Source organism: Pseudomonas sp. Marseille-Q0931, from assembly GCF_940789645.1.
Classification (GTDB): Bacteria; Pseudomonadota; Gammaproteobacteria; order Pseudomonadales; family Pseudomonadaceae; genus Aquipseudomonas.
Genome location: NZ_CALNWT010000020.1, coordinates 21,502 through 47,803 on the forward strand (window position 1 = coordinate 21,502; position 26,302 = coordinate 47,803).

Genomic DNA, 26,302 nt, shown 5'->3' on the forward strand with positions numbered 1-26,302 from the left:
CATGCACGCTCTGCAAGCCAAGATCCTCGATCCTCGCCTCGGCCAGGAATTCCCGCTGCCGCAATACGCCACGCCCGGTTCGGCCGGCCTCGACCTGCGCGCCATGCTCAAGGAAGACATCGTCCTCGAGCCGGGCCAGACCGTGCTGATTCCCACCGGCCTGTCGATCTACATCGGCGACCCCGGCCTGGCGGCGATGATCCTGCCGCGCTCGGGCCTTGGCCACAAACATGGCATCGTGCTTGGCAACCTGGTCGGCCTGATCGACTCCGACTACCAGGGCGAGCTGATGGTGTCGTGCTGGAACCGCGGCCAGGCGCCTTTCACCATCGCCATCGGCGAGCGCATCGCGCAGTTGGTGCTGGTGCCGGTGGTGCAGGCGCATTTCGAACTGGTCGAACAGTTCGACGAGACCCAACGGGGCGCTGGCGGCTTCGGCCATTCCGGTAGCCACTGACCCAACCCCACAGGACGACCCGCCGAGGAGCGCCTACGTGAAACTCTTCAAGCGTACTGCCAAGGAAGTCGATAGCGCCGCCAGCCTGGTAGCGAACCCGCCCAAGCGCAAGGCGACCAGCCTCTCGCCGGGGGCACTGCTGCCAGGCCTGCTGGCTGCGCTGATCGGCGTCGGTGCCGGCGGCGCGTTGCTGTGGTTCGCCGATAGCACCAGCAGCCAGGCTCACCAGACCGAGCTGACCCAGGCCCTAGGCAGCAATCAGGCTACCGCCGTGCAGCAGGCGCTCAAGCAACTGCAAGCCGACAGCCTGGCCGCAGCACGTAACCCGCAGCTGCTGCAGGCGCTGCAAAGCGGCGACAGTCTTCAGATCAGCGAGGCCGAACGCAGCCTGGGTTATCGGGACGGCGTAATCGATGCCCATCTCAACCGTCGTGGCGAAGCCGTACAGGACACCAGCCGCACCGCACCGATGAATTTCGCCGGGCTGGACATGTTGCGCCGCGCCGAAAGCGGCCAGCAGCCCGCCGTCGAAGCCTACCGGGTAGGAGAGCGCTGGCTGGCCTATAGCGCCGTGGCCCTGCGCATCGGAGACAGCCAGCCGGCACAGGGCACGCTGCTGCTGGCCTTCGACCTGCAACGCCTGCTCGCGGCTCTGCCGGCCCTGCCTGCCGAATACGGCCAGGTACAGTTGATCCAGCAGTTCGCCAATACTCCGGCACAGGTACTGCTGCAACGCGGCCAGCCCGGCGAAGGCAGCGCGCAGACCTTCGCCACCGGCAATCCACACTGGAAGATCAGCTTCACTCCCGGTCCGGCCCTGGTTCAGGGTAGCGTTCCAGTGACCATGCTCGGCCTGGCGCTCCTGCTGGCCCTGGGTGGTGCCCTGATCGGCCTGATCCTGGTGCAGGGTGCTTTGCAGCGGCGCGTCAACCTCGATGCCCAGCAGCTCGGACAAATGCTGAAAGAACTCTCTGCCGGCAAGAACGTCAAAGCCTTCAGCCTCAGCGTACCGGCACTCGATACGCTGGCCCAGAGTCTGGCGCGCCTGCCGCGCCGCAGTAGCCCTGAAGGCAGCAGTACCCCCGTTAAAGGAACAGCCGCGGCCCCAGCCGCTCAGCCGGTCACGAAGCCCGCCGAGCTGGTCGACCCGCTGTTTCAGGACACCGATATCCTCGATATCGACATTCTCGATGAAGACCAGGATCTCCTGGGACTGGAGCAGAGCCCCGCAATGACCACTAGCCAAAGCGCCCCGAAACTTCCCGCCGACATTTTCCGCGCCTACGACATCCGTGGCGTGGTGGGTGACACCCTGACCGCCGAATACGCCTACTGGATCGGCCGCGCCATCGGCTCGCAGAGCCTCGCCCAGGGCGAATCCAAGGTCATCGTCGGCCGTGACGGCCGCCTGTCCGGCCCCGAGCTGCTGCAGCAACTGGTACAGGGCCTGCTCGACTGCGGCTGCGAAGTCACCGATATCGGCATGGTGCCGACCCCGGTGGTGTACTTCGCCGCCAACGTGCTTGAGGGCCGTTCGGCCGTGATGCTCACCGGCAGCCACAACCCGCCGGACTACAACGGCTTCAAGATCATCATCGCCGGCGACACCCTGGCCAACGAGCAGATCCAGGCGCTGAAAACCCGCCTGGACGACAACGACCTGGCCAGCGGCGTCGGCAGCGTGCAGCAGGTCGACGTGCTGCCGCGCTACTTCAAGACCATCCGCGACGATATCGCCCTGGCCAAACCGCTCAGGGTGGTAGTCGACTGCGGCAACGGCGCCGCCGGCGTGATCGCCCCGCAACTGATCGAGGCGCTGGGCTGCAGCGTGATTCCGCTGTTCTGCGAAGTGGACGGCACCTTCCCCAACCACCACCCGGACCCGGGCAAGCCGGAGAACCTGGTCGACCTGATCGCCCGCGTCAAATCCGAGAATGCCGACCTGGGCCTGGCCTTCGACGGCGACGGCGACCGCGTCGGCGTGGTGACCAACACCGGCAACATTGTCTACCCGGACCGCCTGCTGATGCTGTTCGCCAAGGACGTGGTCTCGCGCAACCCGGGCGCCGACATCATCTTCGACGTCAAATGCACCCGCCGCCTGACCCCGCTGATCAGCGGCTACGGCGGCCGCCCGGTGATGTGGAAAACCGGCCACTCGCTGATCAAGAAGAAAATGAAGGAAACCGGCGCCCTGCTGGCTGGCGAAATGAGCGGCCACATCTTCTTCAAGGAGCGCTGGTACGGTTTCGACGACGGCATCTACAGCGCCGCGCGCCTGCTGGAAATCCTCAGCCTAGAGAAACGCAACGCCGAGCAGGTGTTCAGCGCCTTCCCCAGCGACATTTCCACGCCGGAAATCAACATCAAGGTCACCGAGCAGACCAAGTTCGGCATGATCGAACGCCTGCAACGTGAAGGCCAATGGGGCGAAGCCAACATCACCAGCATCGACGGTGTACGTGTCGACTATCCCAAGGGCTGGGGCCTGATCCGCGCCTCCAACACCACGCCGGTGCTGGTACTGCGCTTCGAGGCCGACTCTCAGGAAGAGCTGGAGCGCATCCAGGATGTCTTCCGCGCCCAACTGCTCAAGGTCGCCCCCGACCTGCAACTGCCCTTTTGATCGATTGTTCCAGGAGCCCCCTGCATGACCCTCGAGCGTGACGCTGCCGCCCAGGTTGCCAAGGTACTGTCCGAAGCCCTGCCCTATATCCGCCGCTTCGTCGGCAAGACCCTGGTGATCAAGTACGGCGGCAACGCCATGGAGAGCGAGGAGCTCAAACAGGGCTTCGCCCGCGACATCGTGCTGATGAAGGCGGTCGGCATCAACCCGGTGGTGGTACATGGCGGCGGCCCGCAGATCGGTGATCTGCTCAAGCGGCTGTCCATCGAAAGCCACTTCATCGATGGCATGCGCGTCACCGACACCGCCACCATGGACGTGGTGGAAATGGTGCTCGGCGGCCAGGTCAACAAGAGCATCGTCAACCTGATCAACCAGCACGGCGGCAGCGCCATCGGCCTGACCGGCAAGGACGCCGGCCTGATCCGCGCGCGCAAGCTCAAGGTCAGCCGCCAGACGCCGGAGATGACCCAGCCCGAGATTATCGACATCGGCCATGTCGGCGAGGTCACCGGGGTCAACACCGATCTGCTGAACATGCTGGTCAAGGGCGACTTCATCCCGGTCATCGCGCCCATCGGCGTCGGCCCGGATGGCGAGTCCTACAACATCAACGCCGACCTGGTCGCCGGCAAGGTGGCCGAAGCGCTGAAAGCCGAGAAGCTGATGCTGCTGACCAACATCGCCGGTCTGATGAACAAGCAGGGTGACGTGCTGACCGGTCTGAACACCGAGCAGGTAAACGAGCTGATCGCCGACGGCACCATCTACGGCGGCATGCTGCCGAAGATCAAATGCGCACTGGAAGCGGTGCAGGGTGGCGTGACCAGCTCGCATATCATCGATGGTCGTGTACCTAACGCCGTGCTGCTGGAAATCTTCACCGATGTCGGCAACGGCACCATGATCAGCAACCGCAAGCGCCCCTGAACAGCGGCCGCCACGCGGCCTTCTGATGCCCCACTCCCCCTGGGAGAGGGTGCCCGCAGGGCGGGAGAGGGCTTTGCGACCGCCACACGACTAGGGTGAGAGTCGGCCAGCGCCACCAGCCATCGAACCCGCTTATCTCCCCACATCCATGTGGCGACTCGAACTTGCCGCAATCCCGCCCAACCAGCACGCTCACCAGGCAACCCCGATAAAGGACCGCCCATGAGCAGCCTGCCCGAAGCCAGCCAGTTCACCTTCTTTCACACCTTGCGCGTGCGCTGGGCCGAGGTCGATCCGCAGAGCATCGTCTTCAACGGCCACTACCTGACCTACGCCGACGTCGCCATTACCGAATACTTCCGCGCCCTGGGCGTCGCCTACCCAGCTGATCTGGCACAGGATGGCGGCGACTTCTTCGCCATCCGCACGCTGCTCGAATACCGCGCACCGGCGCGCTTCGACGACCAGTTGCAGATCGGTATCCGCAGCGCTCGCCTGGGCCGCTCCAGCCTGACTTTTGCCCTCGGCATCTGGCGTGACGATGAACTGCTGACCAGCGGCGAAATCGTCTACGTGCATGCCGACGGCGCGACACGCAGCAGTGCGCCGCTGCCGCAGTGGCTCAGGGAAAAGATCGAAAGTTTCGAGAAGACTCAGCCGCAGGGCTGAATGACCGAGCCTTAAGGCTTTTTCTGCGGCTCGCCAAACAGCTCGGTCAGACGTGCGCGATCAGCGGCGAAACCCGCTTCGGCCTGGGTACGCGTCTCCTTGTAGCGGGCGATGTCGCGCTGCAGACGCTGCTGTTCTTCCTTGAGGTTGTTGATTTGTACCAGCAAATGCTCCGGCACCGGGCGCCCGGCACGTTCGTGATCGGCGGCCTGGCTCTGCAGGTTGGCCTGCTGAGTGCGCACCGACTGCAGATTGCCGCGAGCCACGCTGGTGACACTGTCGAGCTCGGCCAGCTTGCGTTCGCGGGCGCGGTCGACGTCATCAAGATTGGTGTACAGGCGCAACAGCTGCGCATCGCTGCTGGCGCGCGCCTTGTCCGCCTGCATGCGGGCAAATTCTTCAGGCGTCGGTGCCGGCGGAATCACCCGCACGACACGCCCCTGGTCATTGAGCACTTCATAACCCTTGCCGATGAACTCCGGCGGTACGCCCTGACGGCTGAGCACCGTCACGCCCTTGTCGTCGACGTAGCGATACAGCTCGGCAGCCATTCCGGACAACGGCAGCAGCAAGCTACAGAGCAGCGTACAGCGGGTCAGGAGCGGTGCAGGCATAGGACTACCTTGTGCTAGGGCTAGATTCCGTACTCGGCGCGATAGGCTTCGACAGCCGGCAGATATTGCTTCAGTTCAGCATCCCCTGCCAGATATTCCAGTACCTGTTCCAGTGACACGATGCTCACTACCGGCATGCCGAAGTCGCGCTCGACTTCCTGAATCGCGGAAAGCTCGCCCTGGCCACGCTCCTGACGGTTCAACGCGATGAGGGTGCCGGCGGCCTGAGCGCCCTGACCCTGGATGATCTGCATCACTTCGCGAATGGCGGTGCCGGCGGTGATCACGTCATCGACGATCAGCACGCGACCCTTGAGCGGTGCGCCGACCAGGGTGCCGCCTTCGCCATGATCCTTGGCTTCCTTGCGGTTGAAGCACCAGGGCAGATCACGCTGATGATGCTCGGCCAACGCCACGGCAGTGGTCGCAGCCAGCGGGATGCCCTTGTAGGCCGGGCCGAACAGCACATCGAAATCGATACCGCTGTCGACGATGGCCGCGGCATAGAAGCGCCCCAGCTGGGCCAGCGCCAGGCCGCTGTCGAACAGGCCGGCGTTGAAGAAATAGGGGCTGGTACGCCCGGACTTGAGGGTGAACTGACCGAAACGCAGAACCCCGCGTTCGATGGCAAAGCGAATGAAATCGCGCTGGTACGCTTGCATGAAAAAGTCCCGGACGGCACGGATTTAGCTAATTGAGGTGAGCTCGGGTATCATACACGCACGTGTTTTTGGGGGCCATTTATGCGGATCATCAGTGTGAACGTGAATGGTATTCAGGCTGCGGCCGAGCGAGGTCTGCTCAGCTGGCTGCAAGCCCAGAATGCCGACGTGATCTGCCTGCAAGACACCCGTGCCTCTGCCTTTGAAATGGACGACCAAGCCTTCCAGCTGGATGGTTATTTCCTCTATGCATGCGACGGTGAAGTGCCCAGCCAAGGTGGCGTGGCACTCTACTCGCGATTGCAACCCAAGGCGGTGATCAGCGGCCTCGGCTTCGAGACGGCCGATCGCTACGGGCGCTACCTGCAGGCCGATTTCGACAAGGTAAGTATCGCCACCCTGCTGCTACCCAGCGGGCGTGACGGTGACGAGAGCTTGAATCAGAAATTCAAGTTCATGGACGACTTCACCCATTATCTGGACAAGCAACGCCGCAAGCGTCGCGAGTACATCTATTGTGGCTCGCTACATGTGGCGCACCAGAAGATGGACGTGAAGAACTGGCGTGACTGCCAGCAATCACCGGGCTTCCTGGCGCCCGAGCGCGCCTGGATGGACGAGGTGGTTGGCAACATGGGCTATGTTGACGCCCTGCGTGAAGTCAGCCGCGAAGGTGACCAGTTCAGCTGGTGGCCGGATAGCGAGCAGGCGGAAATGCTCAATCTGGGGTATCGCTTCGACTACCAGATACTGACGCCCGGTATGCGCCGCAGCGTGCGCAGCGCACGTCTGCCTCGCCAGCCGCGCTTCTCCCAGCATGCGCCGCTGATCGTCGATTACGACTGGATTCTCAGCGTCTGATCGACAGGCACGAAAGCGTATGATGCCTGTCGTCATCCAGGACACAAGGCTTCGCGGACAAGTCCGCTCCCACCAACCTTACCAGCGCTGCAAACGCTGACCGTGGGAGCGGACTTGTCCGCGATAACGCTTTGATTCACGCAAGGCATCCGCCGCGGCCTAGTCAAGTGAAAATGCTGCGATTCTGCACAGCATCACTGGTGTTTTTCTTATCTGGCTGACATTAGGCTTGTCGTGGGGTTTCATTGCCCGCGATCCGGCGTCAAACCGTTCTCGGTCTGCACCAGCAAGTTGCGTATGTACGCATCATCGGCATAGCGCTGGCTCAGATCGAGCAGATGGGCACGAGCCTGCTCGTACTCATGCAACGCTACATAGTTGCGCGCCAGGGCGATCCCGGTAATACGCCCCGGCTCGATCTCGAAAGCAGCCCGGTTATAGGCAAGCGCCTTGCGATGATCGGAGTACTGCTCGCCGTTATCGCCCAGATAGAGCAGGCCCAGCACGTTATTGGCTGCCAGACCGCGGGGCTCCAGCGCATGTGCCTGCTCGAGTTTGGTGGCGGCTTCCGGCACCTTGCCCTGCATGAGATCGGCGTCAGCCATATTCACCAGGTAATCGTAGGAACCCTGCGGATAGTAGGCTGCAGCCTTGGCCGCGTACTCGCCCGAGCGCGGAAAGTCATTCAGCTCGTAATAGCCCAGCGAGATGAAGCGCAGCGCATGAGCCTTCTCCGCATCCGTTGCGACCGGGCTGTCGACTACCTTTTCGAACTTGGCAATCGCCTGCCGCGACTGCCCCGCGTCGTGCAATTGCGCAGCCTCGACCCTCAAGGCCTGCAGTTTCGCCTGCTCGGCTAGCGTCCTAGCAGCATCACCGCAGCCGACTAGCGCTGTCAGAAACAGAGCCAGCATCAACATTCGCACTTTCATCAAACTGTCCTTCCCTGGCATGGCGGAGGAGGTCACCCCCGCCGTCCAACTCCATTGAATTACTTGATCAGCCGCCAGCTGAACGGGTAGCGATAAGCCTGGCCCTCGTTGGCCTTGATCCCGGCGATGATGGTCAGCACCAGCGCTGCCAGACCCAGCAGCATGAGCAGCGGGAAGCCGATCACCACCACCATGAGGATGAAGCAGACGATCGCTGCCAGCGCCACGCTGATCTGGAAGTTCAACGCTTCCTTGCCCTGGGCGTCGACGAAGGGATCGAGATCCTTCTTGATCTGCCAGATGATCAGCGGGCCGAGCAGATTACCGAAGGGGAACACCAGGCCGAGAAACGCGGCGAAGTGGCAGAACATGGCCCACTGACGCGCTTCCTGACTGGGCGTCGGAAGCGGGCTTTGCATATCGTCGTTCATCCTGATGCTCCTTGCTCGCTAAGGGTTTCAGTCGACCAGTGCGGCCTTCTGCAGTTCAAAGATCTCGTTCATGCCCTTCTGCGCCAGCGCCAGCATGGCGTTGAATTCGTCAGGCTGGAACGGTGCGCCCTCGGCCGTGCCCTGCACTTCGATGAAGCCACCGGCGTTGGTCATCACGACGTTGAGATCGGTCTCGGCGGCGGAATCTTCCAAGTAGTCCAGATCCAGCACCGGCTCGCCCTGATAGATGCCGACCGATACGGCAGCGATCATCTGCTTGAGCGGCTCGCCCTTGAGCGAACCGCGCTTCTTCAGCACTTTCAGCGCATCAATCAGCGCCACCATGGCGCCGGTGATGGAGGCAGTGCGGGTACCGCCGTCAGCTTGGATCACGTCGCAATCGACGTACAGGGTGTTCTCGCCCAGCTTGCTCATGTCCAGCGCAGCGCGCAGCGAGCGGCCGATCAGGCGCTGAATTTCCAGGGTACGGCCACCCTGCTTGCCACGACTGGCTTCGCGCTGGTTACGCTCGCCGGTGGCGCGCGGCAGCATGCCGTACTCGGCAGTCAGCCAACCCTGGCCCTGACCCTTGAGGAAACGCGGCACACCGGATTCGACGCTGACGGTGCAGATCACCTTGGTATCGCCGAATTCGACCAGCACCGAACCCTCGGCATGCTTGGTGTAGTTGCGGGTGATGCGAATCGAGCGCAACTGATCGGCGGCGCGGCCACTGGGACGTTTCATTGAGCGATACCTACTTCATTAAATAAAAACACTGCGCATTATAGGGGGCGGTCGGCCGCGGCGACATGCCGAATTGGCAGCGACTGACGGCAGGCCTGATGGCCTGCACATGAAATGGGCAGGCGCCGTGAGCTACAATCCTGCGTTTTTCGAGCTGACTTTCGCGAGGTATCCCATGGTTCACAGCATGACGGCCTTTGCCCGCAACGAGCAGGCAACCGCCCACGGCACACTGAGCTGGGAACTGCGCTCGGTCAACCACCGCTACCTCGAGCCGCACCTGCGTCTGCCCGAGGCGTTCCGCGATCTCGAAGGCGCAGTGCGCGAAGCCCTGCGCCAGGGTCTGTCGCGCGGCAAGGTGGAATGCACGCTGCGCTTCGCCGAAGAGAGTGCCGGCAAGCAACTGCAGGTCGACAGCGAGCGCGCGCGCCAGCTGATCACTGCCGCCGAACAGGTCGCCGCGCTGATCCAGCAACCGGCGCCGCTCAACCCGCTGGAAGTGTTGGCCTGGCCCGGCGTACTGGTGGCCGACTCGGCCGATCCGCAGGCGCTCAACGCCGCCGCAATGAAGCTGTTCGACCAGGCATTAGGCGAACTCAAGGCCGGCCGCGCCCGCGAAGGCGCCGAGCTGGCCAAGCTACTCAACGAGCGCCTCGACAGCATCCTCGATGAAGTCGCTGCCCTGCGCGAACTGGTGCCGCAGATGCTCGCCGGCCAGCGCCAGAAGATCGAAACCCGCTTCGCCGAGATGCAGGCCGAGCTCGACCCGCAACGTCTGGAGCAGGAACTGGTGCTGCTCGCACAGAAGAGCGACGTAGCCGAGGAACTGGATCGCCTAAGCACCCACGTCAGCGAAGTGCGTCGCGTGCTCAAGGCCGGCGGCGCTGCCGGGCGGCGCCTGGACTTCCTGATGCAGGAGCTCAACCGCGAGGCCAATACCCTCGGGTCCAAAGCCTTCGACCCACGTAGCACGCAGGCTGCAGTCAACCTGAAGGTTTTGATCGAGCAGATGCGCGAGCAAGTTCAGAATATCGAGTGAAAACTGCTGCGCTAGGCTATACCGCGTTGAAATAAGGTTCGAAATGCTCATTTACAGTCGTAAACTCCGCTTTCTCACCTGATTTCGCCTTGCCTAGCCGTCGCTCGCTACGTTTTAAAATCCCGCAAGATTTCTCAGGATGTTTTCATGGCCATCACCACCGGCACCCTCTATATCGTTTCCGCACCCTCGGGCGCCGGCAAGACCAGCCTGGTCAAGGCGCTGATCGAAAGCGAACCGCTCATTCGCGTCTCGGTTTCGCACACCACGCGCGCCATGCGGCCGGGCGAGCAGGACGGAGTCAACTACCACTTCGTCGACCATGCGCAGTTCAGCGCCATGATCGAGCGCAGCGAGTTCCTCGAGCACGCCCAGGTCTTCGACAATTTCTACGGCACCTCGCAGAAGTGGGTCGAGCAGACCCTGGCCGAAGGTTTCGACCTGATCCTGGAGATCGACTGGCAGGGCGCGCAGCAGGTACGCAAACTGATGCCTCAGGCCAGGTCCATCTTCATCCTGCCGCCGACCCAGGAAGCGCTGCGCCATCGCCTGACCAACCGCGGCCAGGACAGCGGCGAGATCATCGAGCGCCGTATGCGCGAGGCGGTCAGCGAAATGAGCCACTACGTCGAGTACGATTACCTGGTGATCAACGATGACTTCAATCACGCCCTGAGCGATCTGAAAGCCATCTTCCGCAGCAACCAGTTGGCGCAGACGCAGCAGCAGCAGCGCCACGCCGGCCTGCTCAGCGAACTGCTGGCGTAAAACAGCGCTTCCATTGTCGCTGGTGATTTTTTAGACTATTCAGTCCGCTCGCCCGCTCGGGCCAAGCTTATCCGCACAAGTTACGAGGAACACCATGGCTCGCGTTACCGTCGAAGATTGCCTGGACAACGTTGATAACCGCTTCGAACTGGTCATGCTCGCGACCAAGCGTTCGCGCCAGCTGGCCACCGGCGGCAAAGAGCCGAAAGTGGCTTGGGAAAACGACAAGCCCACCGTAGTGGCCCTGCGCGAAATCGCTGCCGGCCTGGTGGACTATGAAGTCGTCGCCCAGGAAGACATCGTCGAAGAAGAACCGCTGTTCGCTGCCTTCGAGGAAGAGGCGAACGAGCCTCTTTAAGTCGATGATGCCGGGTCGAAGTCGCGCGGCGCGGGGCCACAGCTGCCAACGGGAGAGTCTCTCATGGCTGGCATAGACGCTCTCGCCGACCGACTTTCGGCCTACCTCGGCCATGACCAAGTCAACCTGGTTCGCCGAGCCTACTTCTACGCCGAACAGGCGCACGATGGCCAACGCCGCCGCAGTGGCGAAGCCTATGTGACCCATCCGCTAGCCGTGGCCAGCATTCTCGCCGACATGCACATGGATCATCAGAGCCTGATGGCCGCCATGCTGCACGATGTCATCGAAGACACCGGCATCGCCAAGGAAGCGCTCAACGCGCAGTTCGGCGAAACCGTGGCCGAACTGGTCGACGGGGTCAGCAAGCTGACCCAGATGAACTTCGAAACCAAGGCCGAGGCGCAGGCCGAGAACTTCCAGAAAATGGCCATGGCCATGGCGCGCGACATCCGCGTGATTCTGGTCAAGCTCGCCGACCGCCTGCACAACATGCGCACCCTCGATGCCATGCCGCACGAGAAGAGCCGGCGCATCGCCAAGGAAACCCTGGAAATCTACGCGCCCATCGCCAACCGACTGGGCATGCACAACATGCGCGTGGAATTCGAAGACCTGGGCTTCAAGGCCATGCACCCGATGCGCTCCGAGCGCATCCGCGCCGCCGTGCGCCGCGCTCGGGGCAACCGCAAGGAGATCGTGGCCAAGATCGAGGAATCGATCCAGGTGTGCCTGCAACGCGAAGGCATGGAAGGCGAGGTGATCGGCCGCGAGAAGCACCTGTACAGCATCTACCAGAAGATGCGCGGCAAGCGTAAGGCGTTCAACGAGATCATGGACGTCTACGCCTTCCGCATCATCGTCGACAAGGTCGACACCTGCTACCGCGTGCTCGGCGCCGTGCACAACCTGTACAAACCGCTGCCGGGCCGCTTCAAGGACTACATCGCGATTCCCAAGGCCAACGGCTACCAGTCGCTGCACACCACGCTGTTCGGCATGCACGGCGTGCCCATCGAAATCCAGATCCGCACCCGCGAAATGGAGGAGATGGCCAACAACGGCATCGCCGCGCACTGGCTGTACAAGTCCAACGACGACGAAGTGCCCAAGGGCAACCATGCCCGTGCACGGCAGTGGGTCAAGGGTGTACTCGAACTCCAGCAGAGAGCGGGTAACTCCCTGGAATTCATCGAGAGCGTGAAGATCGACCTGTTCCCGGACGAGGTCTACGTGTTCACGCCCAAGGGCCGCATCATGGAGCTGCCGAAAGGCTCCACCGCGGTCGACTTCGCCTACGCGGTGCATACCGACGTCGGCAATACCTGCATCGCCTGCCGCATCAACCGCCGCCTGGCACCGCTGTCGCAGGCGCTGGAAAGCGGCTCGACGGTGGAAATCGTCACCGCGCCGGGCGCCCGACCGAATCCGGCCTGGCTCAACTTCGTGGTCACCGGCAAGGCGCGCACGCACATTCGCCACGCCCTCAAGCAGCAGCGCCGCTCGGAATCCATCAGCCTCGGCGAACGCCTGCTGAACAAGGTCCTGGCCAGCTTCGACACGCACCTGGAGAAGATTGCCCCCGAGCGCGTACAGGCGGTGCTCGGTGAATACCGCCAGGAAGTCATCGAGGATCTGCTCGAAGACATCGGCCTGGGCAATCGCATGGCCTATGTCGTGGCCCGTCGCCTGCTGGCCGAGAGTGGCGACGAGACCCTGCCGAGCAGCGAAGGGCCGCTGGCGATCCGCGGCACCGAAGGCCTGGTGATGAGCTACGCCAAGTGCTGCACGCCGATTCCGGGCGACCCTATCGTCGGCTACCTGTCCGCCGGCAAGGGCATGGTGGTGCACATGGAAAGCTGTCGGAACATCGTCGACATCCGCCACAACCCGGAAAAGTGCATCCAGCTCAACTGGGCCAAGGACGTCACCGGCGAATTCAACGTCGAACTGCGCGTCGAACTGGAGCACCAGCGCGGCCTGATCGCCCTGCTGGCCAGCAGCGTCAATGCCGCCGATGGCAACATCGAGAAGATCAGCATGGACGAACGCGACGGCCGCATCAGCGTCGTGCAGCTGGTGGTCAGCGTGCATGACCGCGTGCACCTGGCCCGGGTGATCAAGAAACTGCGCGCGCTCAAGGGCGTGATGCGTATCACCCGAGTACGCGCCTGACACAATTCCCCTATTTCGATTCTGTAGGCTGGGCGCTCGACCCAGCCAGTTCTCACAAGGAGCGATTCATGAGCAAGACCGTCATCACCAGCGACAAGGCCCCCGCCGCCATCGGCACCTACTCCCAGGCGATCAAGGCCGGCAACACCGTCTACATGTCCGGCCAGATCCCGCTGGACCCGGTGAGCATGGAACTGGTCGAAGGCTTCGAAGCACAGACCGTGCAGGTGTTCGAGAACCTCAAGGCCGTTGCCGAAGCCGCCGGCGGCTCGTTCAAGGACATCGTCAAGCTGAACATCTTCCTCACCGATCTCTCGCACTTCGCCAAGGTCAACGAGGTGATGGGCCGCTACTTCGAGCAACCCTACCCGGCGCGCGCCGCCATCGGTGTGGCCGCCCTGCCGAAGGGTGCGCAGGTGGAAATGGACGCCATCCTGGTCATCGAGTAAGTCGTTCGAGCGGGGCACCAGGCCCCGCTCTCCCCTTTCCCGGCATGGAGATCGCCATGCGTCTGCTTGCTCTGCTGTTATTGACCGCCCTGCTCGGCGGCTGCGCCAGCGCGCCGAACAACGACCCGAGCGGAACCTGGATCAACCAGGCGGCCATCGATGCCGCCCGCGAAAGCGGTCGCCTGCGCGAAGCCCTGCTCGCCTATGGCCCCAATCTGGAATGGCAGATCGCCCCCGAGCAGCAGCAGGCCAGCTACAGCAACGGCTTCGAACTGGCCGAGGGCAAGCTGCAGAGCGCAGGGGAAAGCCGCTGGCAGGTGACCTTCTATGGCGACTACAAGGAGCAGCTTGCCATTCAGAACGGCGAACTGGTGCAGATCGTCAGCGGCTACTGGCCCGAACAGCACTTTGCCCGTGTTTCCGGCGAGTCCAAAGCGCTGGGCAGCAGCTTCGAACAGGCGCTGTACCGCGACTACCTGGGCGGCGACTGGCTGATCGAGGAAGGTCTCGGCCAGGGCGGCCTGGTGCGCTTCAACAGCGACGGTCAGGTCCAGGGCCTGCCTGGCGCCGAACGCTTCGCCCTGTGCCTGGCGGGTGATTGCGCGGCCATGAGCGGCGAACATGACAGCATCTGGCTGCAGGCCGGCGAGCGGGGCAGCCCCTGGCTGTTCGTGCATGAAGGCAATCAGCTGCGCATCTTCGAAGCGCAGAACCGCGCCCAGTTCGACGAGATGCCCGAGTACCAGCCCGGCCCGCAGCGCTGGTTGCTCAAGCGCCGCTGATCGCTATGCGCCGCCCGCAAAGGAGCGGCGCCACGCTACAAGGCACCCAGCAACAACCAGCCACCCAGCGCCAGCAGCAAGCCGCCACAGCCACGGTCCAGCCAGCGCACACGACGCTGCAACCAGCCGCGCCAGCGTTCCTGATCCAGCAGGCGCACCAGCGCCAGATCCCAGAACAGCACCACCAGGGTCATCCATAGCATTGCCAGGCCCAGCCCCCATGCCGGTATCGCCGATTCGCGCAGCACCCCGAACAGACCGGCATAGAACAGCGGCAGCTTGGGGTTGAGGCTGCTGGCCAGAAGACCCTGGCGCATGCCCTTCCACACCCCGCCCAGCCTCAGCTGATCACCCTGCGGCAGGACCAGATCCCGCCGTGAGGCCAGCGCCTGCAGGCCGATCCAGGCGAAATACAGCCCGCCGACAACCTGCAGTCCGCGCCACAGCCAACTGCCCTCGGCGGGCAACAACGCCATGACGAACAACACCAGTAGCATGCTCAGCAGATTGGCCAGGGCGATGCCGCAGGCACAACCGTCGGCCTGCCGCCGCCCTTTCGTCAGCGCGGTACGAATCAACAGAAAGAAGTCCGGGCCCGGCGACAGCAAGGCAGCGAAATGGGTACCGGCAACCAGCATAAACAACGCGAACATGGGACCTCCGTTTGGCGGAGGCAGTGTCGACAATGACCGGTAGCGCTGTATTGGAAAAAACTCAGAGGAGCCCACCACATGCCCTGTCACCCACCTTTGCATATCCTCACCGGCGGCCCCGGTAGCGGCAAGAGCAGCTTGCTGGCGGTCCTGGCCCAGGCGGACTACAGCGTCGCCGAGGAGGCCGGTCGGGCGATATCCGCGATCAGCAGTCCATCGCAGGCGCGGGGCTTCCCTGGCGCGACCCGAGCCTGTTCGCCGAACTGATGCTGGCTTGGGAGCTCAGGGCTCACCGCCAGGCACTGACGATGAAAGGTCCGGTGTTCTTCGACCGTAGCCTGGTCGATATCATCGGCTACCTGCGCCTGAACGACCTGCCGGTCGGCCAACATCTACTGCAAGCGGTGCGCCAGTTGCGTTACCACAGGCAGGTGTTCTTGCTGCCGCACTGGTCGCAGATTTACTGCAACGACAACGAGCGCCGCCAGGATGCGGCCGAGGCCGAACGAACCTGCGCGGTGATGCGTGAGGTTTATGTAGAAGCCGGTTATCAACTCATCGAGGTACCGCGGATGAGCCTGGCGCAGCGTCGCGACTTCGTGCTGCAGTGCAGCGGTCTCAACCCTTCGCTAACTCACGAAAACGCCCCGGCGTGACCCCGGTAAAGCGGCGAAAAACGCCGTTGAAATGCGCCTGGTCGTAGAAGCCCAGGCCCAGCGCGACCTCGGCCAGCGCCTGCCCCTTCATCAACCTGCGCTTGGCCTCACGCACCCGGCGCTGCAGCAGATAGGTATGCGGCGGCACGCCATAGGCACGACGAAACGCCTCGATCAGGTGACGTGGATGACGCTGCACCAGCGCGGCCAGTTGCTCCAGGCTGACGGCCTCGGTGTAGTGCGCTTCCAGGTAATCACGCAAATACGCTATCACTCCGCTGTCGCGTGATGCCGGCCGCGCCTGGCGCAAGCCGCCGTGACGCACGAACACCAGCTCCAACAGCGCCAGCAACTCGCTCTCCAGCGCCAGCGCATCGCCCCGCTCGAACTCGCCCGCCAGCCGCGCCAGGCCTGTCGCGACCTGACCGTCGTCATGCGGGTTGAGCGTACTGAAGCCATTGGGCAGACGCTTGCGGCCGAGCAGCGCGGGCAGACGCGACTCCTCGATATAAAGCATGCGATAGACCACCCGCGCAGACTCGGCGTGCCCGGTATGCGCCTCGTCCGGGCTCATCAGCGACAGGGTGCCGGCAGGCAGCGCATAGCGCTGACCACGGCACTGGTAGCCCCCGACACCCTGCACGATGGCGCCGATGGCAAAGGCATCGTGGCTGTGCCGGCCGAACGCCTGCCCGGAGAAATCGGCGTGAAACAGCTCGACGCCCGGCAACCAGGGCTGGCCAACAGGCTGTTGGCGCCCACCTCAGCGCTCGGCGAGGATCGCCGCATAACCCTCGCGATAGCTGGGATACTGCGGCGCCCAACCCAGCGCACGGACGCGGGCGTTGCTGCAACGCTTGCTGCCGGCTCGGCGCACGCGCTGTTCATCGCTCCAATGGCTGACGCCCAGTTGCTCACGCAACCAGCCCACCACTTCGTGCAACGGCGTCGGCTCGTCGTCGACACCCAGGTAACAATCAGCCAGGGGCATGCCCGCAGCGTCGGCTTGCAGCAGCGTGGCGAGCAGCCCCGCTGCGTCATCGACATGAATGCGGTTGCCATAGAGCGGTGGCGTCTCGCTGACCCGATAGCCGCCGCGCACCTGGCTCAGCAGCCATTCGCGACCGGGGCCGTAGAGGCCGGTCAGGCGCACCGTGGTCGCCGGCAGGCCGCTTTCCAGTGCCACACGCTCGGCCTCACGCATGATCACGGCGGAAAAACTCTGGGCTTCGGCCGGAGAGTCCTCGTCGATCCATTCGCCCTCCTGCTGCCCGTATACGCCGCTACTGGAGGCGAACAGAATGCGCCGGGGTCGCTGGCCATGCTGCGCCAGCCAGCCCAGCACGCGGCGCAGGCCATCGACATAAGCGGCGCGGTAGCCCGCTTCATCGTGCTGGGTCGCCGCCGCGCAGTACACCAGATAGTCCAGCTGACCCTGCGGCCAATCTCGCGGGCAGGCATCGGCATGCAGATCGCCCTCCAGCGCTTCGATGGCTGCCGGCAGCGCGGCCACGTTGCGGCGCATGCCCAGCACGCGCCAGCCCTGTTCGGCCATACGCAGACCAAGACGGGTACCGACGTCCCCGCACCCGGCGATCAGCAGGCTGTTGCATCCCGACATGCTTTTCTCCCTGACTTTTAAGCGAACGGGCAGTGTAACAGGCCGCTTGAAAACCTCGGCGACGACTGCATGGATGCAGAGGTAGAGCGAAGCAGGACACCCGAGCCGAGGCAGTTAGCGGACCGCATCGGCTGTAGGGAAAAGGGCGCCGCAAACGAGAAAGTCGAGATAGTTTTGCAACAGCCTATTAGCGCGGTTGGTTCATCTGTTTGCAAAGGCTATGCTTGGCGGCAACTTAATGGATAAACACTATGACCCTCACCGAGCTGCGCTACATCGTCACCCTTGCCCAGGAACAGCATTTCGGCCGCGCCGCCGAGCGCTGCCATGTCAGCCAGCCGACCTTGTCGGTCGGCGTGAAGAAGCTGGAGGACGAGCTCGGTGTGCTGATCTTCGAGCGCAGCAAGAGCGCCGTGCGCCTGACACCGGTCGGCGAAGGCATCGTCACCCAGGCGCAGAAGGTGCTGGAGCAGGCCCAGGGCATTCGCGAGCTGGCCCAGGCCGGCAAGAACCAGTTGGCCGCGCCGCTGAAGATCGGCGCGATCTACACCGTCGGCCCCTACTTGTTCCCGCACCTGATTCCGCAGCTGCACCGGGTCGCTCCGGACATGCCGCTGTACATCGAGGAAAATTTCACCCACATCCTGCGCGACAAGCTGCGCACCGGCGAGCTGGACGCCATCATCATCGCCCTGCCCTTTCAGGAAGCCGATGTACTGACCAAGCCGCTGTACGACGAGCCGTTCTACGCTCTCCTGCCAGCCGGCCACCCCTGGGCGGCGATGGAAACCATCGACACCAAGCTGCTCAACGACAAGAGCCTGCTGCTGCTCGGCGAAGGCCACTGCTTCCGCGATCAGGTGCTGGAAGCCTGCCCGACCCTGCGCAAGGGCGGTGATGACCACGGCAAGCACACCACGGTGGAGTCCAGCTCGCTGGAAACCATCCGCCATATGGTCGCCTCCGGCCTGGGCGTGTCGATCCTGCCGTTCTCGGCGGTGGACAGCCATCACTATGCGCCTGGCGTGATCGAAGTGCGTCCGCTCAGCGCGCCAGTGCCGTTCCGTACCGTGGCCATCGCCTGGCGCGCCAGCTTCCCGCGGCCCAACGCCATCGAAGTACTGGCCGACTCCATCCGCCTCTGCTCGGTCGCCCGCAGCCCGCAGACCAAGAGCGCCTGAGGCCGGAAGTGAGCGAGCTGTCAGCGGTTTCCGTCACCGAGCTGAAAGGCGTAGGCGCCGCGCTGGCGGAAAAACTCGCCAAGGTCGGCCTGGAAAACCTGCAGGACGTGCTGTTCCACCTGCCGCTGCGCTACCAGGATCGCACCCGCATCACCCCCATCGGCGCGCTGCGCCCCGGGCAGGATGCGGTGGTCGAAGGCATCGTCGCAGGTGCCGACGTGGTCATGGGCCGCCGGCGCAGCCTGCTGGTGCGCCTGCAGGACGGCAGCGGCACCCTGAGCCTGCGCTTCTTCCACTTCAGCCAGGCGCAGAAGGAAGGCCTCAAGCGCGGCACCGCCCTGCGCTGCTACGGTGAAGTACGCCCCGGCGCCACCGGCCTGGAGATCTACCACCCGGAGTACCGCGCACAGAGCGGTGACGAAGCGGCGCCGGTGGAACAGAGCCTTACGCCCATCTACCCGACCACCGAAGGCCTGACCCAACAGCGCCTGCGCCAGCTCAGCCAGCAGGCATTGGCGCGGCTCGGCCCGCGCAGCCTGCCGGACTGGCTGCCCGACGAGCTGGCCCGCGACTATCGCCTGGCGCCCCTGGATGAGGCCATTCGCTACCTGCACAGGCCGCCGCCAGACGCTGATGTCGAAGAACTCGCCGAGGGTCGTCACTGGGCGCAACACCGCCTGGCCTTCGAAGAACTGCTGACTCACCAGTTATCCCTGCAGCGCCTGCGCGAACAGGTGCGCGCGCAACAGGCGCCGGCGCTGCCGCCGGCGAAAAAGCTGCCGCAGCAATACCTGGCCAACCTCGGCTTCGCCCCCACCGGCGCGCAGCAGCGCGTCAGCGCCGAGATTGCATACGACCTGGCGCAAAGCGAGCCGATGCTGCGGCTGGTGCAGGGCGACGTCGGCGCCGGCAAGACGGTGGTCGCCGCCCTGGCCGCGCTGCAGGCGCTGGAAGCCGATTATCAGGTGGCGCTGATGGCGCCCACTGAAATTCTTGCCGAGCAGCACTTCCTCAACTTCAGCAAATGGCTGGCACCACTTGGCCTGGAAGTGGCCTGGCTGGCCGGCAAGCTCAAGGGCAAGGCCCGCGCCGCCGCACTGGAACAGATCGCCGGCGGCTGCCCGATGGTGGTCGGCACCCACGCGCTGTTCCAGGAGGAAGTAAAGTTCAAGCGCCTGGCCCTGGTGATCATCGACGAGCAGCATCGCTTTGGCGTGCAGCAACGCCTGGCCCTGCGCCGGAAAGGCATCGACGGGCGCTTGAGCCCGCATCAGCTGATCATGACCGCCACGCCCATTCCACGCACCCTGGCGATGAGCGCCTACGCCGATCTGGACACCTCGATCCTCGACGAACTGCCGCCCGGACGCACGCCGGTCAATACCCTGGTGATCGCCGACAGCCGCCGCGATGAGGTCGTCGAACGGGTGCGCAACGCCTGCCAGCAGGGCCGCCAGGCCTACTGGGTGTGCACCCTGATCGAAGAATCCGAAGAGCTCACCTGCCAGGCTGCGGAAACCAGCTTCGAGGAACTCTCCACCGCGCTCGGCGAGCTGCGCGTCGGGCTGATCCACGGACGCATGAAACCGGCCGAGAAGGCCGCGGTAATGGACGAGTTCAAGCAGGGTCACCTGCAGCTGCTGGTGGCCACCACGGTGATCGAGGTGGGCGTCGACGTGCCCAACGCCAGCCTGATGATCATCGAGAACCCCGAGCGCCTCGGTCTGGCCCAGTTGCACCAGTTGCGCGGCCGGGTTGGTCGGGGCAGTGCGGCCAGCCACTGCGTGCTGCTCTACCACGCGCCGCTGTCGCAGCTCGGCCGCGAACGCCTGGCGATCATGCGTGAAACCACCGATGGCTTCGTTATCGCCGAGAAAGACCTGGAACTGCGTGGCCCCGGCGAAATGCTCGGCACCCGGCAAACCGGTCTGCTGCAGTTCAAGGTCGCCGATCTGATGCGCGACGCCGATCTGCTACCTGCGGTTCGCGATGCCGCGCAGGCACTTCTGGAACATTGGCCACAACATGTGGCTCCATTGCTGGAACGCTGGTTGCGTCATGGCCAGCAATACGGTCAAGTGTGAACCTGTTCACAGGACAACCGTCGCCACGAACCATTGCGCAAATCCTCGCTGGTTATACTCCGAGGCATATGCGCCAACGCTGGATATCGATATGACTGAAGCTGCCCTCGCCGCCAACGCCACTGCGCAACCGCCCGCCGTGATCGTGCAACTGCTGAAGAAACTCGCCGTACCCTACCAGGTGCGTGCGGAGCGACCAGGCCAGCCGAGCGAGGCGCGCCTGCAGGCCGTACTGGTGGACGATGCCGTCGGCGCGCTGCTGGTGCTCTACCCGCGCAGCCACCTGCTGGATCTGTCGCGTCTGGCGGAACTGACCGGGCGTCAGCTCACTGCGGTCAAACCCGAGCGCCTGGAGCGCATGCTCGGCAAGCACAACCTGGCCGCCCTGCCTGGCCTGCCACCGCTGACCAGTTCGCCCTGCCTCTATGAAGAGCGCCTGCTGCAGGTACCCAGCCTACTGATCGACTCCGGCCAGCCCGGCGTGTTGCTGGAAGTCCCCACCGAAGCCTTCAAGACGCTGCTGAGCAAGGCCAGCGCCGCGCGTTTCGGTGAGCCGGTTAGCGCGATCAAACCGAATCTGGATCGCCCGCATGATGACCGCGCGGAGATTACCCAGGCCGTGCAGGCCTTTACCGCGCGGCGCATCCAGCAGCGCCTGGAAGAAACCATCGAGATTCCGCCACTGCCGGAAACCGCGCAGAAGATCATCAAGCTGCGGGTCGATCCCAATGCCACGGTGGACGATATCACCGGTGTGGTCGAGACCGACCCGGCACTGGCGGCCCAGGTGGTCAGCTGGGCCGCCTCGCCCTACTACGCCGCGCCCGGCAGGATTCGCTCGGTGGAAGATGCCATCGTCCGCGTGCTGGGCTTCGACCTGGTGATCAACCTGGCGCTAGGCCTGGCCCTGGGCAAGACCCTGAGCCTGCCCAAGGACCAGCCGCAACACGCCACGCCCTACTGGCAACAGGCGATCTACACCGCCGCGGTGATCGAAGGCCTGACCCGCGCCATGCCGCGCGCACAACGCCCGGAAGCCGGCCTGACCTACCTTGCCGGCCTCCTGCACAACTTCGGTTATCTGGTCCTGGCGCACGTCTTCCCGCCGCACTTTTCGCTGATCTGCCGTCATCTGGAGGTCAACCCGCATCTGTCGCACAGCCATATCGAGCAGCACCTGCTGGGCATCACCCGCGAGCAGATCGGTGCCTGGCTGATGCGCCACTGGGATATGCCGGAGGAGCTGTCCAGCGCCCTGCGCTTCCAGCACGACCCGTCCTATGCCGGTGACAGCGCGGCCTTCCCCAATCTGGTGTGCCTGGCGGTCAGCCTGCTGCGTAACCGTGGCATCGGCGCCGGGCCGCAGAGCGATATTCCAGATGACCTGTTCGAGGCCCTGGGCGTGAGCCGGGAAAAAGCCGAAGACGCAGTCAGCAAGGTGCTCAGTGCCGAGGTCGCCCTGCGCGAGCTGGCGGCGCAGTATCAGCATCCACTCTGACAGCGCCCGGCTCGATCATTACGGCTTGCCGGCCCGCTTGCGCAGTTGTTCACGACGCTCGGCGAACAGCTGCGGCACCACTTCCAGGCTGATGGCGAGCAGTTGGCTGACGCTGGCGTGCTCGTACAGCGCCGCATACTCGGCGAGTTGATCGCTGGGCATCTGCCGATAGGCATAGAACATGAAGGTTTCCACTGCCTGCTCGCTGGACTGGCGAATGGCATCGGCCTGCTTCTGCGTCTGCGCCTGCAGCTCGGCCTCAGCGAGATTCTCGCCCCGCGCCCTTAGCGCCAGCAGTGCCTGGGTCTTGCCGACTTCGTAACGCAGCAGGCTGGCCAACTCGGTGGTGCGCGCAGCCGCATCGAGCCGCTTGATCAACTCCAGGCGCGCGCCTCGTGGCGGTTGCGCCTGCAGCCGTTGGCGATACTCAGCCAGGCCTTCGGGCTGCTCGCCAACCGCACTCTCGGCAGCGGTGAAGCGCTGCGCCAGTGGACTGTCGAGACGCTCATGAGCCTGCTCGGCTTGCGTAGCATCGAAACGGGATCCGACCCGTTTAGCCAAATCGAGACAAAACGCCTCGCTCGCGAACAGTCGCGCAAGGCGTTTCTGTTCGGCATCACCCTGGCCGCGCTGCAGCAGCGGCGCACTCTGCTCGCAGAGTAGATGGATGCCCGCCAGCTCGAACAACGGCAACAGGGTCTTGGCGGAGGCTGGCTCGGCTCGCGCCGTGACGGCGGCCAGCAACAGCAGGGGCAGGAGGAAAAGGCGCATGCTCAGGCTTTCCACAGGAACGTGCCTGGCAGCCTAACCAAAGCGCAGCGTCGCGGCCAGCCGCGACGCGAATTGGTGCTTATCAGGCAGCCTTTTTGGGTGCCTCGGTCTTCTTCTTTGGCATCAGGTACTTGGTAAGCCCCTGGAACCACATGACCAGCGCCGGATTGCCCTGGATCTGGATGTCCTTGTTCTGGATACCCTGCATGAAGGCCAGCTGCTTGTTCTTCGCAGTCATGGTTTCGAAGCCGTAGACGGCGTCCTTGAAACCAATGGCGAAAGCGGGCTCTTGAGCCACACCGCGTTTGCTGGTGACGCGCTGACCGGCCACGATGAAGTGGCGGGCGACCTTGCCATCCAGGGTATGCAGTTGAAAGACCATGTCGCGACCTTCGAGCTGCTGGCGGAATGCCGGATTTTCACGGCTGGCCTTGGCCATCAGGCGGCCCAGCATCCACAAAAGAAAACGGAATTTCATGCACAGGCCCTCGTGATCGAAGATGATGGGCGCGCATTGTAGTGGTTTTTCAGCAAGACTACAGCCTGGCGAAAGCATGCCTGCGATGGCTGGTGAGGTAAGCAGACTGCGTAGGGGATCCCGGAGCCGAGCGGCTCCGGGCAGCGGGCTCAGTTGACCGCGTCTTTCAGGGACTTGCCCGGTTTGAAGGCAACGGTGTTGCTGGCCTTGATCTTCACCGGTTGGCCGGTTTGCGGGTTCTTGCCCGTACGGGCGCCACGGTGGCGCTGAACGAATGTGCCGAAACCAACCAGGGTGACACTGTCCTTGCGGTTCAGTGCACCGGTGATTTCTTCCAGTACGGCGTTGAGTACACGATTGGCCTGATCCTTGGTCAGATCAGCCTTTTCGGCGATGGCGGCGGCGAGTTCCGGTTTGCGCATAGATGCCTCTTTGACGGTTTTTTGTTGTTGTGTCCGTGCTGTTCTTCCAGAACAGCGCCCAAGGCGCCGCAACAGCTCTGCGCTGCGGCAGACCCTTGGGAGAATGGCATGCCGCATCGCGCCGCGCCAGTCTCGCCCGCCACTTTAACCAGGCAAATTCGTGGCGTATCCGACAGAACGGCAGGCAATCATGCCAGCAGCGCAGGCAGCTCCTTGTTCAGGGCCAGTTTCTCCTGCACCGCGGCGCCGGTCAGCGCATAACCGAGCAGTGCGCCGGAAGCCTCGCGGCAGAGCGCCTTGATATCGCGGCCGCTGCCTTCGACGGTCCACTCTCCCTGGCTACCACGCGGCGGCGGCGAGACCACCAGCGGGCATGCCGGCGTCTTGACCGTCACCGGCATCGGCCCGTAGCCCACCGCTGTCGGCTCGCCGGCCAGGGTTTTGGCCAATGCCCGGGCACAGGCCATCAGCGGCATGACATAAAGCAGGTTGAGGCCATCGACCTCGGCGCAATCTCCCAGGGCATAGATATTGGCGTGCGAGGTGCGCAGGTGGCGGTCGACCATCACGCCACGGTTGATGTCCAGACCGGCTGCTGCAGCGAGTGCGGTGCGCGGGCGTAGTCCGACTGCGGAAACCACAGCATCGCATGGGATCAGGCGACCATCGGACAGCGTGGCCTGCAGCGCGTCACCCTGGCGGTCGAGACTGGCCAGCACCGGGCCGAGATGAAAACGCACGCCCAGATCTTCCAGGCCAGCCTGCACGGCAGATGCCGCAGCCGGATGCAGCAGAGCTGGCATCACCTGCTCGCAGGGCGCCAGCAACTCGACCTGGTAGCCGCCGGCAGTCAGATCGTTGGCGAACTCGCAGCCGATCAGGCCCGCGCCGAGAATCAGCACGCGCCGCTTGCCGGCCACGGCGCTCCGAAAGCGCGCATAGTCCTCCAGGTCATTGATCGGAAACACCGCGTCCTGGGCATCACCTTCCACCGGGATGCGAATCGGCTCGGCACCCCAGGCCAGCACCAGATCGCGATAAGGCACGGCCTCCTCACCGATCCACAGACGCTTGTGGCCGGGGTCGATGCCGGTGATGCGGGTATGAGTGCGGATCTCTGCGTTGAGCTGCTCGGCCATGGCGCCGGCTTCGGCCATGGCCAGGCCATCGGCATCCTTGTTCTTGCCGAAGCCGGTGGACAGCATTGGCTTGGAGTAGGAACGGCCGTCGTCGGCGGTGATCAGCAGCAGGGGCGTCTGCGTGTCGAGCTTGCGCCATTCCTTGGCCAGGTTGTAGCCGGCCAGGCCGGTCCCGACGATGACGACTGGTGCACTCATGCTGTGATTCCTCGCTACACAAACAACGCAACGGCCCGCTGGCCGTCACCATTGATTCAAAAGATTCAGGTGCGCTCGATACGCTCGAAGTGAACTGGGCCGCAGTCGTTGCAGGCCTGGGTCAGTCGACTGAGAGATCTCACTGGAAGTGGCGCCACCACACCCTACTGGATCAGGCAGCAACTGGCCAGAAGTGGCGCGGTAGCGAAGGTAGAGCCGCCCGACAGCGCGGGCGGTTTCTAGAATGCGGCTTGGCTTAGAACGCCAGGCCGACGCGCAGGCCGACCTGCTCCTGCTTGAGCTTGCTGCGCTCGGCGACGGCACTGTTGCTGTCGAGCTCATAGCGGGTCTGGGTGTAGTACAGGCTGGTGCTGATCGGCAGGTTATTGATGCCCTTGTTCCACAGCACGGTCAGTTCACCGTAGGGATTGACCTTGTCTTTGAGGTCCACGGAATCACTGTCGCCATCGATCTTCAGGCGCGCTTCGGCGTCGATCGAATAGCGAGCACCCACTTCCAGGCGCAGGGTGTAATCCGGCGTCAGGTAGTTGTAGCCGAGCCCGGCCTTGGCGAAGGGCGATTTGCTGGTCAGCTTGACGTTGCTGTCGAACGGTCCGACGTCGTCCTGCTCGATGCGGCCCCAGTCGTAGCCACCACCGACGATCACGTCGACATAATTGTTGGTGCTCAGCGCGGCGCGCAGGCCGAGGTCGATATCGGCACGCGCGGACTTGTATTCCACATCGTCCTTGTCACGGTACTGGCCTTCGATGCCCGCCTGGTAGATGAAGCCTTCCTGCCCGGTCAGCTTGTTGCCGAAGTGGTAGAACAGGCCGCCCTGGTTGAGGCGTTCCTTGTCGCTTTCATCGTCCACGGTGAGCTTGTACTGATTGTGCGAAGCGATGACACCAAAGGTGGAGATGGGGTCGGTGACCGAGTCTGCATAGGCCTGCGAGGCGCCCGCCAGGCAAAGGGCGAGTGTTGCTTTGGGGGTTATGCTGGACAGCTGCATGACGATTTCCTTGGCAATTGAGTGGATAACGTCCCCGCGCGAGGTGGGACGCAAGTACCTAGACTGAGCCTGTAGGGAGTGATTCGCCC

At 63.8% G+C, this 26,302-nt stretch carries 27 protein-coding genes and 1 pseudogene; 15 read left to right on the forward strand and 13 right to left on the reverse strand.

The genetic code is table 11. The features are described from left to right. The first annotated feature begins 1 nt into the window (after position 1). From dut to P3C50_RS23160, 4 genes are all read left to right on the forward strand, one after another. Positions 2 to 457 carry a dUTP diphosphatase gene (gene dut, locus P3C50_RS23145; protein ID WP_197858565.1) on the forward strand — a complete coding sequence of 152 codons (456 nt, stop codon included), beginning with the start codon at positions 2 to 4 and terminating at the stop codon, positions 455 to 457. 1,231 nt (positions 458 to 1,688) lie between these two features. Further along, on the forward strand, positions 1,689 to 3,083 hold the full coding sequence (gene algC, locus P3C50_RS23150; protein ID WP_275547789.1) for a phosphomannomutase/phosphoglucomutase: 1,395 nt from the start codon (positions 1,689 to 1,691) through the stop codon (positions 3,081 to 3,083). Between the two features lie 24 nt (positions 3,084 to 3,107). Beyond that, positions 3,108 to 4,013 (forward strand): acetylglutamate kinase, encoded by a 906-nt coding sequence (argB, locus tag P3C50_RS23155; protein ID WP_197858564.1) that lies wholly within the window; start codon positions 3,108 to 3,110, stop codon positions 4,011 to 4,013. A 222-nt stretch (positions 4,014 to 4,235) separates the two neighbouring features. Then, the gene (locus P3C50_RS23160; protein WP_197858563.1) at positions 4,236 to 4,682 is read left to right on the forward strand and encodes an acyl-CoA thioesterase; all 447 of its coding nucleotides are present in this window, start codon (positions 4,236 to 4,238) and stop codon (positions 4,680 to 4,682) included. Between the two features lie 11 nt (positions 4,683 to 4,693). Here P3C50_RS23160 and P3C50_RS23165 read toward each other — a convergent pair whose 3' ends face one another. Together P3C50_RS23165 and pyrE are read right to left on the reverse strand one after the other, a co-directional pair. Then, a complete protein-coding gene (locus tag P3C50_RS23165; protein WP_275547763.1) occupies positions 4,694 to 5,296 on the reverse strand; it encodes a DUF4124 domain-containing protein in 603 nt (200 codons plus the stop codon). Positions 5,297 to 5,316: 20 nt separating this feature from the next. Beyond that, positions 5,317 to 5,958, reverse strand: coding sequence for an orotate phosphoribosyltransferase (pyrE, locus tag P3C50_RS23170; protein WP_013717752.1), 642 nt, complete (start codon positions 5,956 to 5,958; stop codon positions 5,317 to 5,319). A gap of 81 nt (positions 5,959 to 6,039) precedes the next feature. On the opposite strand from pyrE, the gene P3C50_RS23175 reads away from it, so the two are divergent. Next, positions 6,040 to 6,819, forward strand: coding sequence for an exodeoxyribonuclease III (locus tag P3C50_RS23175; protein ID WP_275547764.1), 780 nt, complete (start codon positions 6,040 to 6,042; stop codon positions 6,817 to 6,819). A gap of 242 nt (positions 6,820 to 7,061) precedes the next feature. On the opposite strand, the gene P3C50_RS23180 is transcribed toward P3C50_RS23175, so the two are convergent. From P3C50_RS23180 to rph, 3 genes are read right to left on the reverse strand one after another with little or no spacing between them, the layout of a single operon-like run. Beyond that, entirely contained in the window at positions 7,062 to 7,751 is a 690-nt protein-coding gene (locus P3C50_RS23180; RefSeq protein ID WP_232106471.1) for a tetratricopeptide repeat protein, read from the reverse strand. 59 nt (positions 7,752 to 7,810) lie between these two features. Beyond that, positions 7,811 to 8,182 carry a DUF4870 domain-containing protein gene (locus P3C50_RS23185; RefSeq protein ID WP_197858560.1) on the reverse strand — a complete coding sequence of 124 codons (372 nt, stop codon included), beginning with the start codon at positions 8,180 to 8,182 and terminating at the stop codon, positions 7,811 to 7,813. A 27-nt stretch (positions 8,183 to 8,209) separates the two neighbouring features. Beyond that, entirely contained in the window at positions 8,210 to 8,929 is a 720-nt protein-coding gene (gene rph / locus P3C50_RS23190) for a ribonuclease PH (RefSeq protein ID WP_024310050.1), read from the reverse strand. Between the two features lie 175 nt (positions 8,930 to 9,104). Here rph and P3C50_RS23195 point away from each other — a divergent pair, with 175 nt between their 5' ends. The 6 genes from P3C50_RS23195 (at position 9,105) to P3C50_RS23220 (ending at position 14,500) form a co-directional block, all read left to right on the forward strand. Then, positions 9,105 to 9,968 carry a YicC/YloC family endoribonuclease gene (locus P3C50_RS23195; protein WP_275547765.1) on the forward strand — a complete coding sequence of 288 codons (864 nt, stop codon included), beginning with the start codon at positions 9,105 to 9,107 and terminating at the stop codon, positions 9,966 to 9,968. Between the two features lie 147 nt (positions 9,969 to 10,115). Continuing rightward, positions 10,116 to 10,736, forward strand: coding sequence for a guanylate kinase (gene gmk, locus P3C50_RS23200; protein ID WP_197858558.1), 621 nt, complete (start codon positions 10,116 to 10,118; stop codon positions 10,734 to 10,736). Between the two features lie 94 nt (positions 10,737 to 10,830). Next, positions 10,831 to 11,094, forward strand: a complete 264-nt coding sequence (rpoZ, locus tag P3C50_RS23205) for a DNA-directed RNA polymerase subunit omega (protein ID WP_003242550.1) — start codon at positions 10,831 to 10,833, stop codon at positions 11,092 to 11,094. Positions 11,095 to 11,157: 63 nt separating this feature from the next. Further along, complete coding sequence (gene spoT, locus P3C50_RS23210) at positions 11,158 to 13,269, forward strand: bifunctional GTP diphosphokinase/guanosine-3',5'-bis pyrophosphate 3'-pyrophosphohydrolase (protein ID WP_275547766.1); 2,112 nt, start codon at positions 11,158 to 11,160, stop codon at positions 13,267 to 13,269. 68 nt (positions 13,270 to 13,337) lie between these two features. Continuing rightward, positions 13,338 to 13,718, forward strand: a complete 381-nt coding sequence (locus P3C50_RS23215) for a RidA family protein (protein WP_024310054.1) — start codon at positions 13,338 to 13,340, stop codon at positions 13,716 to 13,718. 56 nt (positions 13,719 to 13,774) lie between these two features. After that, positions 13,775 to 14,500 (forward strand): hypothetical protein, encoded by a 726-nt coding sequence (locus P3C50_RS23220; protein ID WP_275547767.1) that lies wholly within the window; start codon positions 13,775 to 13,777, stop codon positions 14,498 to 14,500. A 35-nt stretch (positions 14,501 to 14,535) separates the two neighbouring features. Here P3C50_RS23220 and P3C50_RS23225 read toward each other — a convergent pair whose 3' ends face one another. Next, positions 14,536 to 15,153 carry a LysE family translocator gene (locus P3C50_RS23225; protein WP_275547768.1) on the reverse strand — a complete coding sequence of 206 codons (618 nt, stop codon included), beginning with the start codon at positions 15,151 to 15,153 and terminating at the stop codon, positions 14,536 to 14,538. Positions 15,154 to 15,231: 78 nt separating this feature from the next. Between P3C50_RS23225 and P3C50_RS23235 the strand changes: the two are divergent. Further along, positions 15,232 to 15,809, forward strand: a pseudogene (locus tag P3C50_RS23235) (AAA family ATPase). On the opposite strand, the gene P3C50_RS23240 reads toward P3C50_RS23235, so the two are convergent. Further along, positions 15,772 to 16,539 (reverse strand): AraC family transcriptional regulator, encoded by a 768-nt coding sequence (locus tag P3C50_RS23240; protein ID WP_275547770.1) that lies wholly within the window; start codon positions 16,537 to 16,539, stop codon positions 15,772 to 15,774. The pseudogene P3C50_RS23235 and the gene P3C50_RS23240 overlap by 38 nt on opposite strands. 33 nt (positions 16,540 to 16,572) lie before the next feature. Beyond that, on the reverse strand, positions 16,573 to 17,430 hold the full coding sequence (locus tag P3C50_RS23245) for an NAD-dependent epimerase/dehydratase family protein (RefSeq protein WP_275547771.1): 858 nt from the start codon (positions 17,428 to 17,430) through the stop codon (positions 16,573 to 16,575). A 251-nt stretch (positions 17,431 to 17,681) separates the two neighbouring features. Here P3C50_RS23245 and P3C50_RS23250 point away from each other — a divergent pair, with 251 nt between their 5' ends. The 3 genes from P3C50_RS23250 (at position 17,682) to P3C50_RS23260 (ending at position 22,193) form a co-directional block, all read left to right on the forward strand. Beyond that, on the forward strand, positions 17,682 to 18,611 hold the full coding sequence (locus P3C50_RS23250; protein WP_017360510.1) for a hydrogen peroxide-inducible genes activator: 930 nt from the start codon (positions 17,682 to 17,684) through the stop codon (positions 18,609 to 18,611). 8 nt (positions 18,612 to 18,619) lie between these two features. Continuing rightward, positions 18,620 to 20,695: an ATP-dependent DNA helicase RecG gene (gene recG / locus P3C50_RS23255; protein WP_275547772.1), complete on the forward strand. Its 2,076-nt coding sequence runs from the start codon at positions 18,620 to 18,622 to the stop codon at positions 20,693 to 20,695. Positions 20,696 to 20,786: 91 nt separating this feature from the next. Further along, positions 20,787 to 22,193, forward strand: a complete 1,407-nt coding sequence (locus P3C50_RS23260) for an aminoacyl-tRNA deacylase and HDOD domain-containing protein (RefSeq protein ID WP_275547773.1) — start codon at positions 20,787 to 20,789, stop codon at positions 22,191 to 22,193. Positions 22,194 to 22,211: 18 nt separating this feature from the next. On the opposite strand, the gene P3C50_RS23265 is transcribed toward P3C50_RS23260, so the two are convergent. The 5 genes from P3C50_RS23265 to P3C50_RS23285 all read right to left on the reverse strand — a co-directional run bounded on the left by P3C50_RS23265 (position 22,212) and on the right by P3C50_RS23285 (position 26,213). After that, complete coding sequence (locus P3C50_RS23265; protein ID WP_275547774.1) at positions 22,212 to 22,964, reverse strand: hypothetical protein; 753 nt, start codon at positions 22,962 to 22,964, stop codon at positions 22,212 to 22,214. 82 nt (positions 22,965 to 23,046) lie between these two features. Then, positions 23,047 to 23,442 carry a helicase gene (locus P3C50_RS23270; RefSeq protein ID WP_197858549.1) on the reverse strand — a complete coding sequence of 132 codons (396 nt, stop codon included), beginning with the start codon at positions 23,440 to 23,442 and terminating at the stop codon, positions 23,047 to 23,049. 149 nt (positions 23,443 to 23,591) lie between these two features. Beyond that, on the reverse strand, positions 23,592 to 23,864 hold the full coding sequence (locus tag P3C50_RS23275) for an HU family DNA-binding protein (RefSeq protein ID WP_003242571.1): 273 nt from the start codon (positions 23,862 to 23,864) through the stop codon (positions 23,592 to 23,594). Positions 23,865 to 24,052: 188 nt separating this feature from the next. Next, positions 24,053 to 25,201 carry an NAD(P)/FAD-dependent oxidoreductase gene (locus P3C50_RS23280; RefSeq protein ID WP_275547775.1) on the reverse strand — a complete coding sequence of 383 codons (1,149 nt, stop codon included), beginning with the start codon at positions 25,199 to 25,201 and terminating at the stop codon, positions 24,053 to 24,055. Between the two features lie 256 nt (positions 25,202 to 25,457). After that, positions 25,458 to 26,213, reverse strand: a complete 756-nt coding sequence (locus tag P3C50_RS23285) for an outer membrane beta-barrel protein (protein WP_275547776.1) — start codon at positions 26,211 to 26,213, stop codon at positions 25,458 to 25,460. Between the last annotated feature and the right edge of the window lie 89 nt (positions 26,214 to 26,302).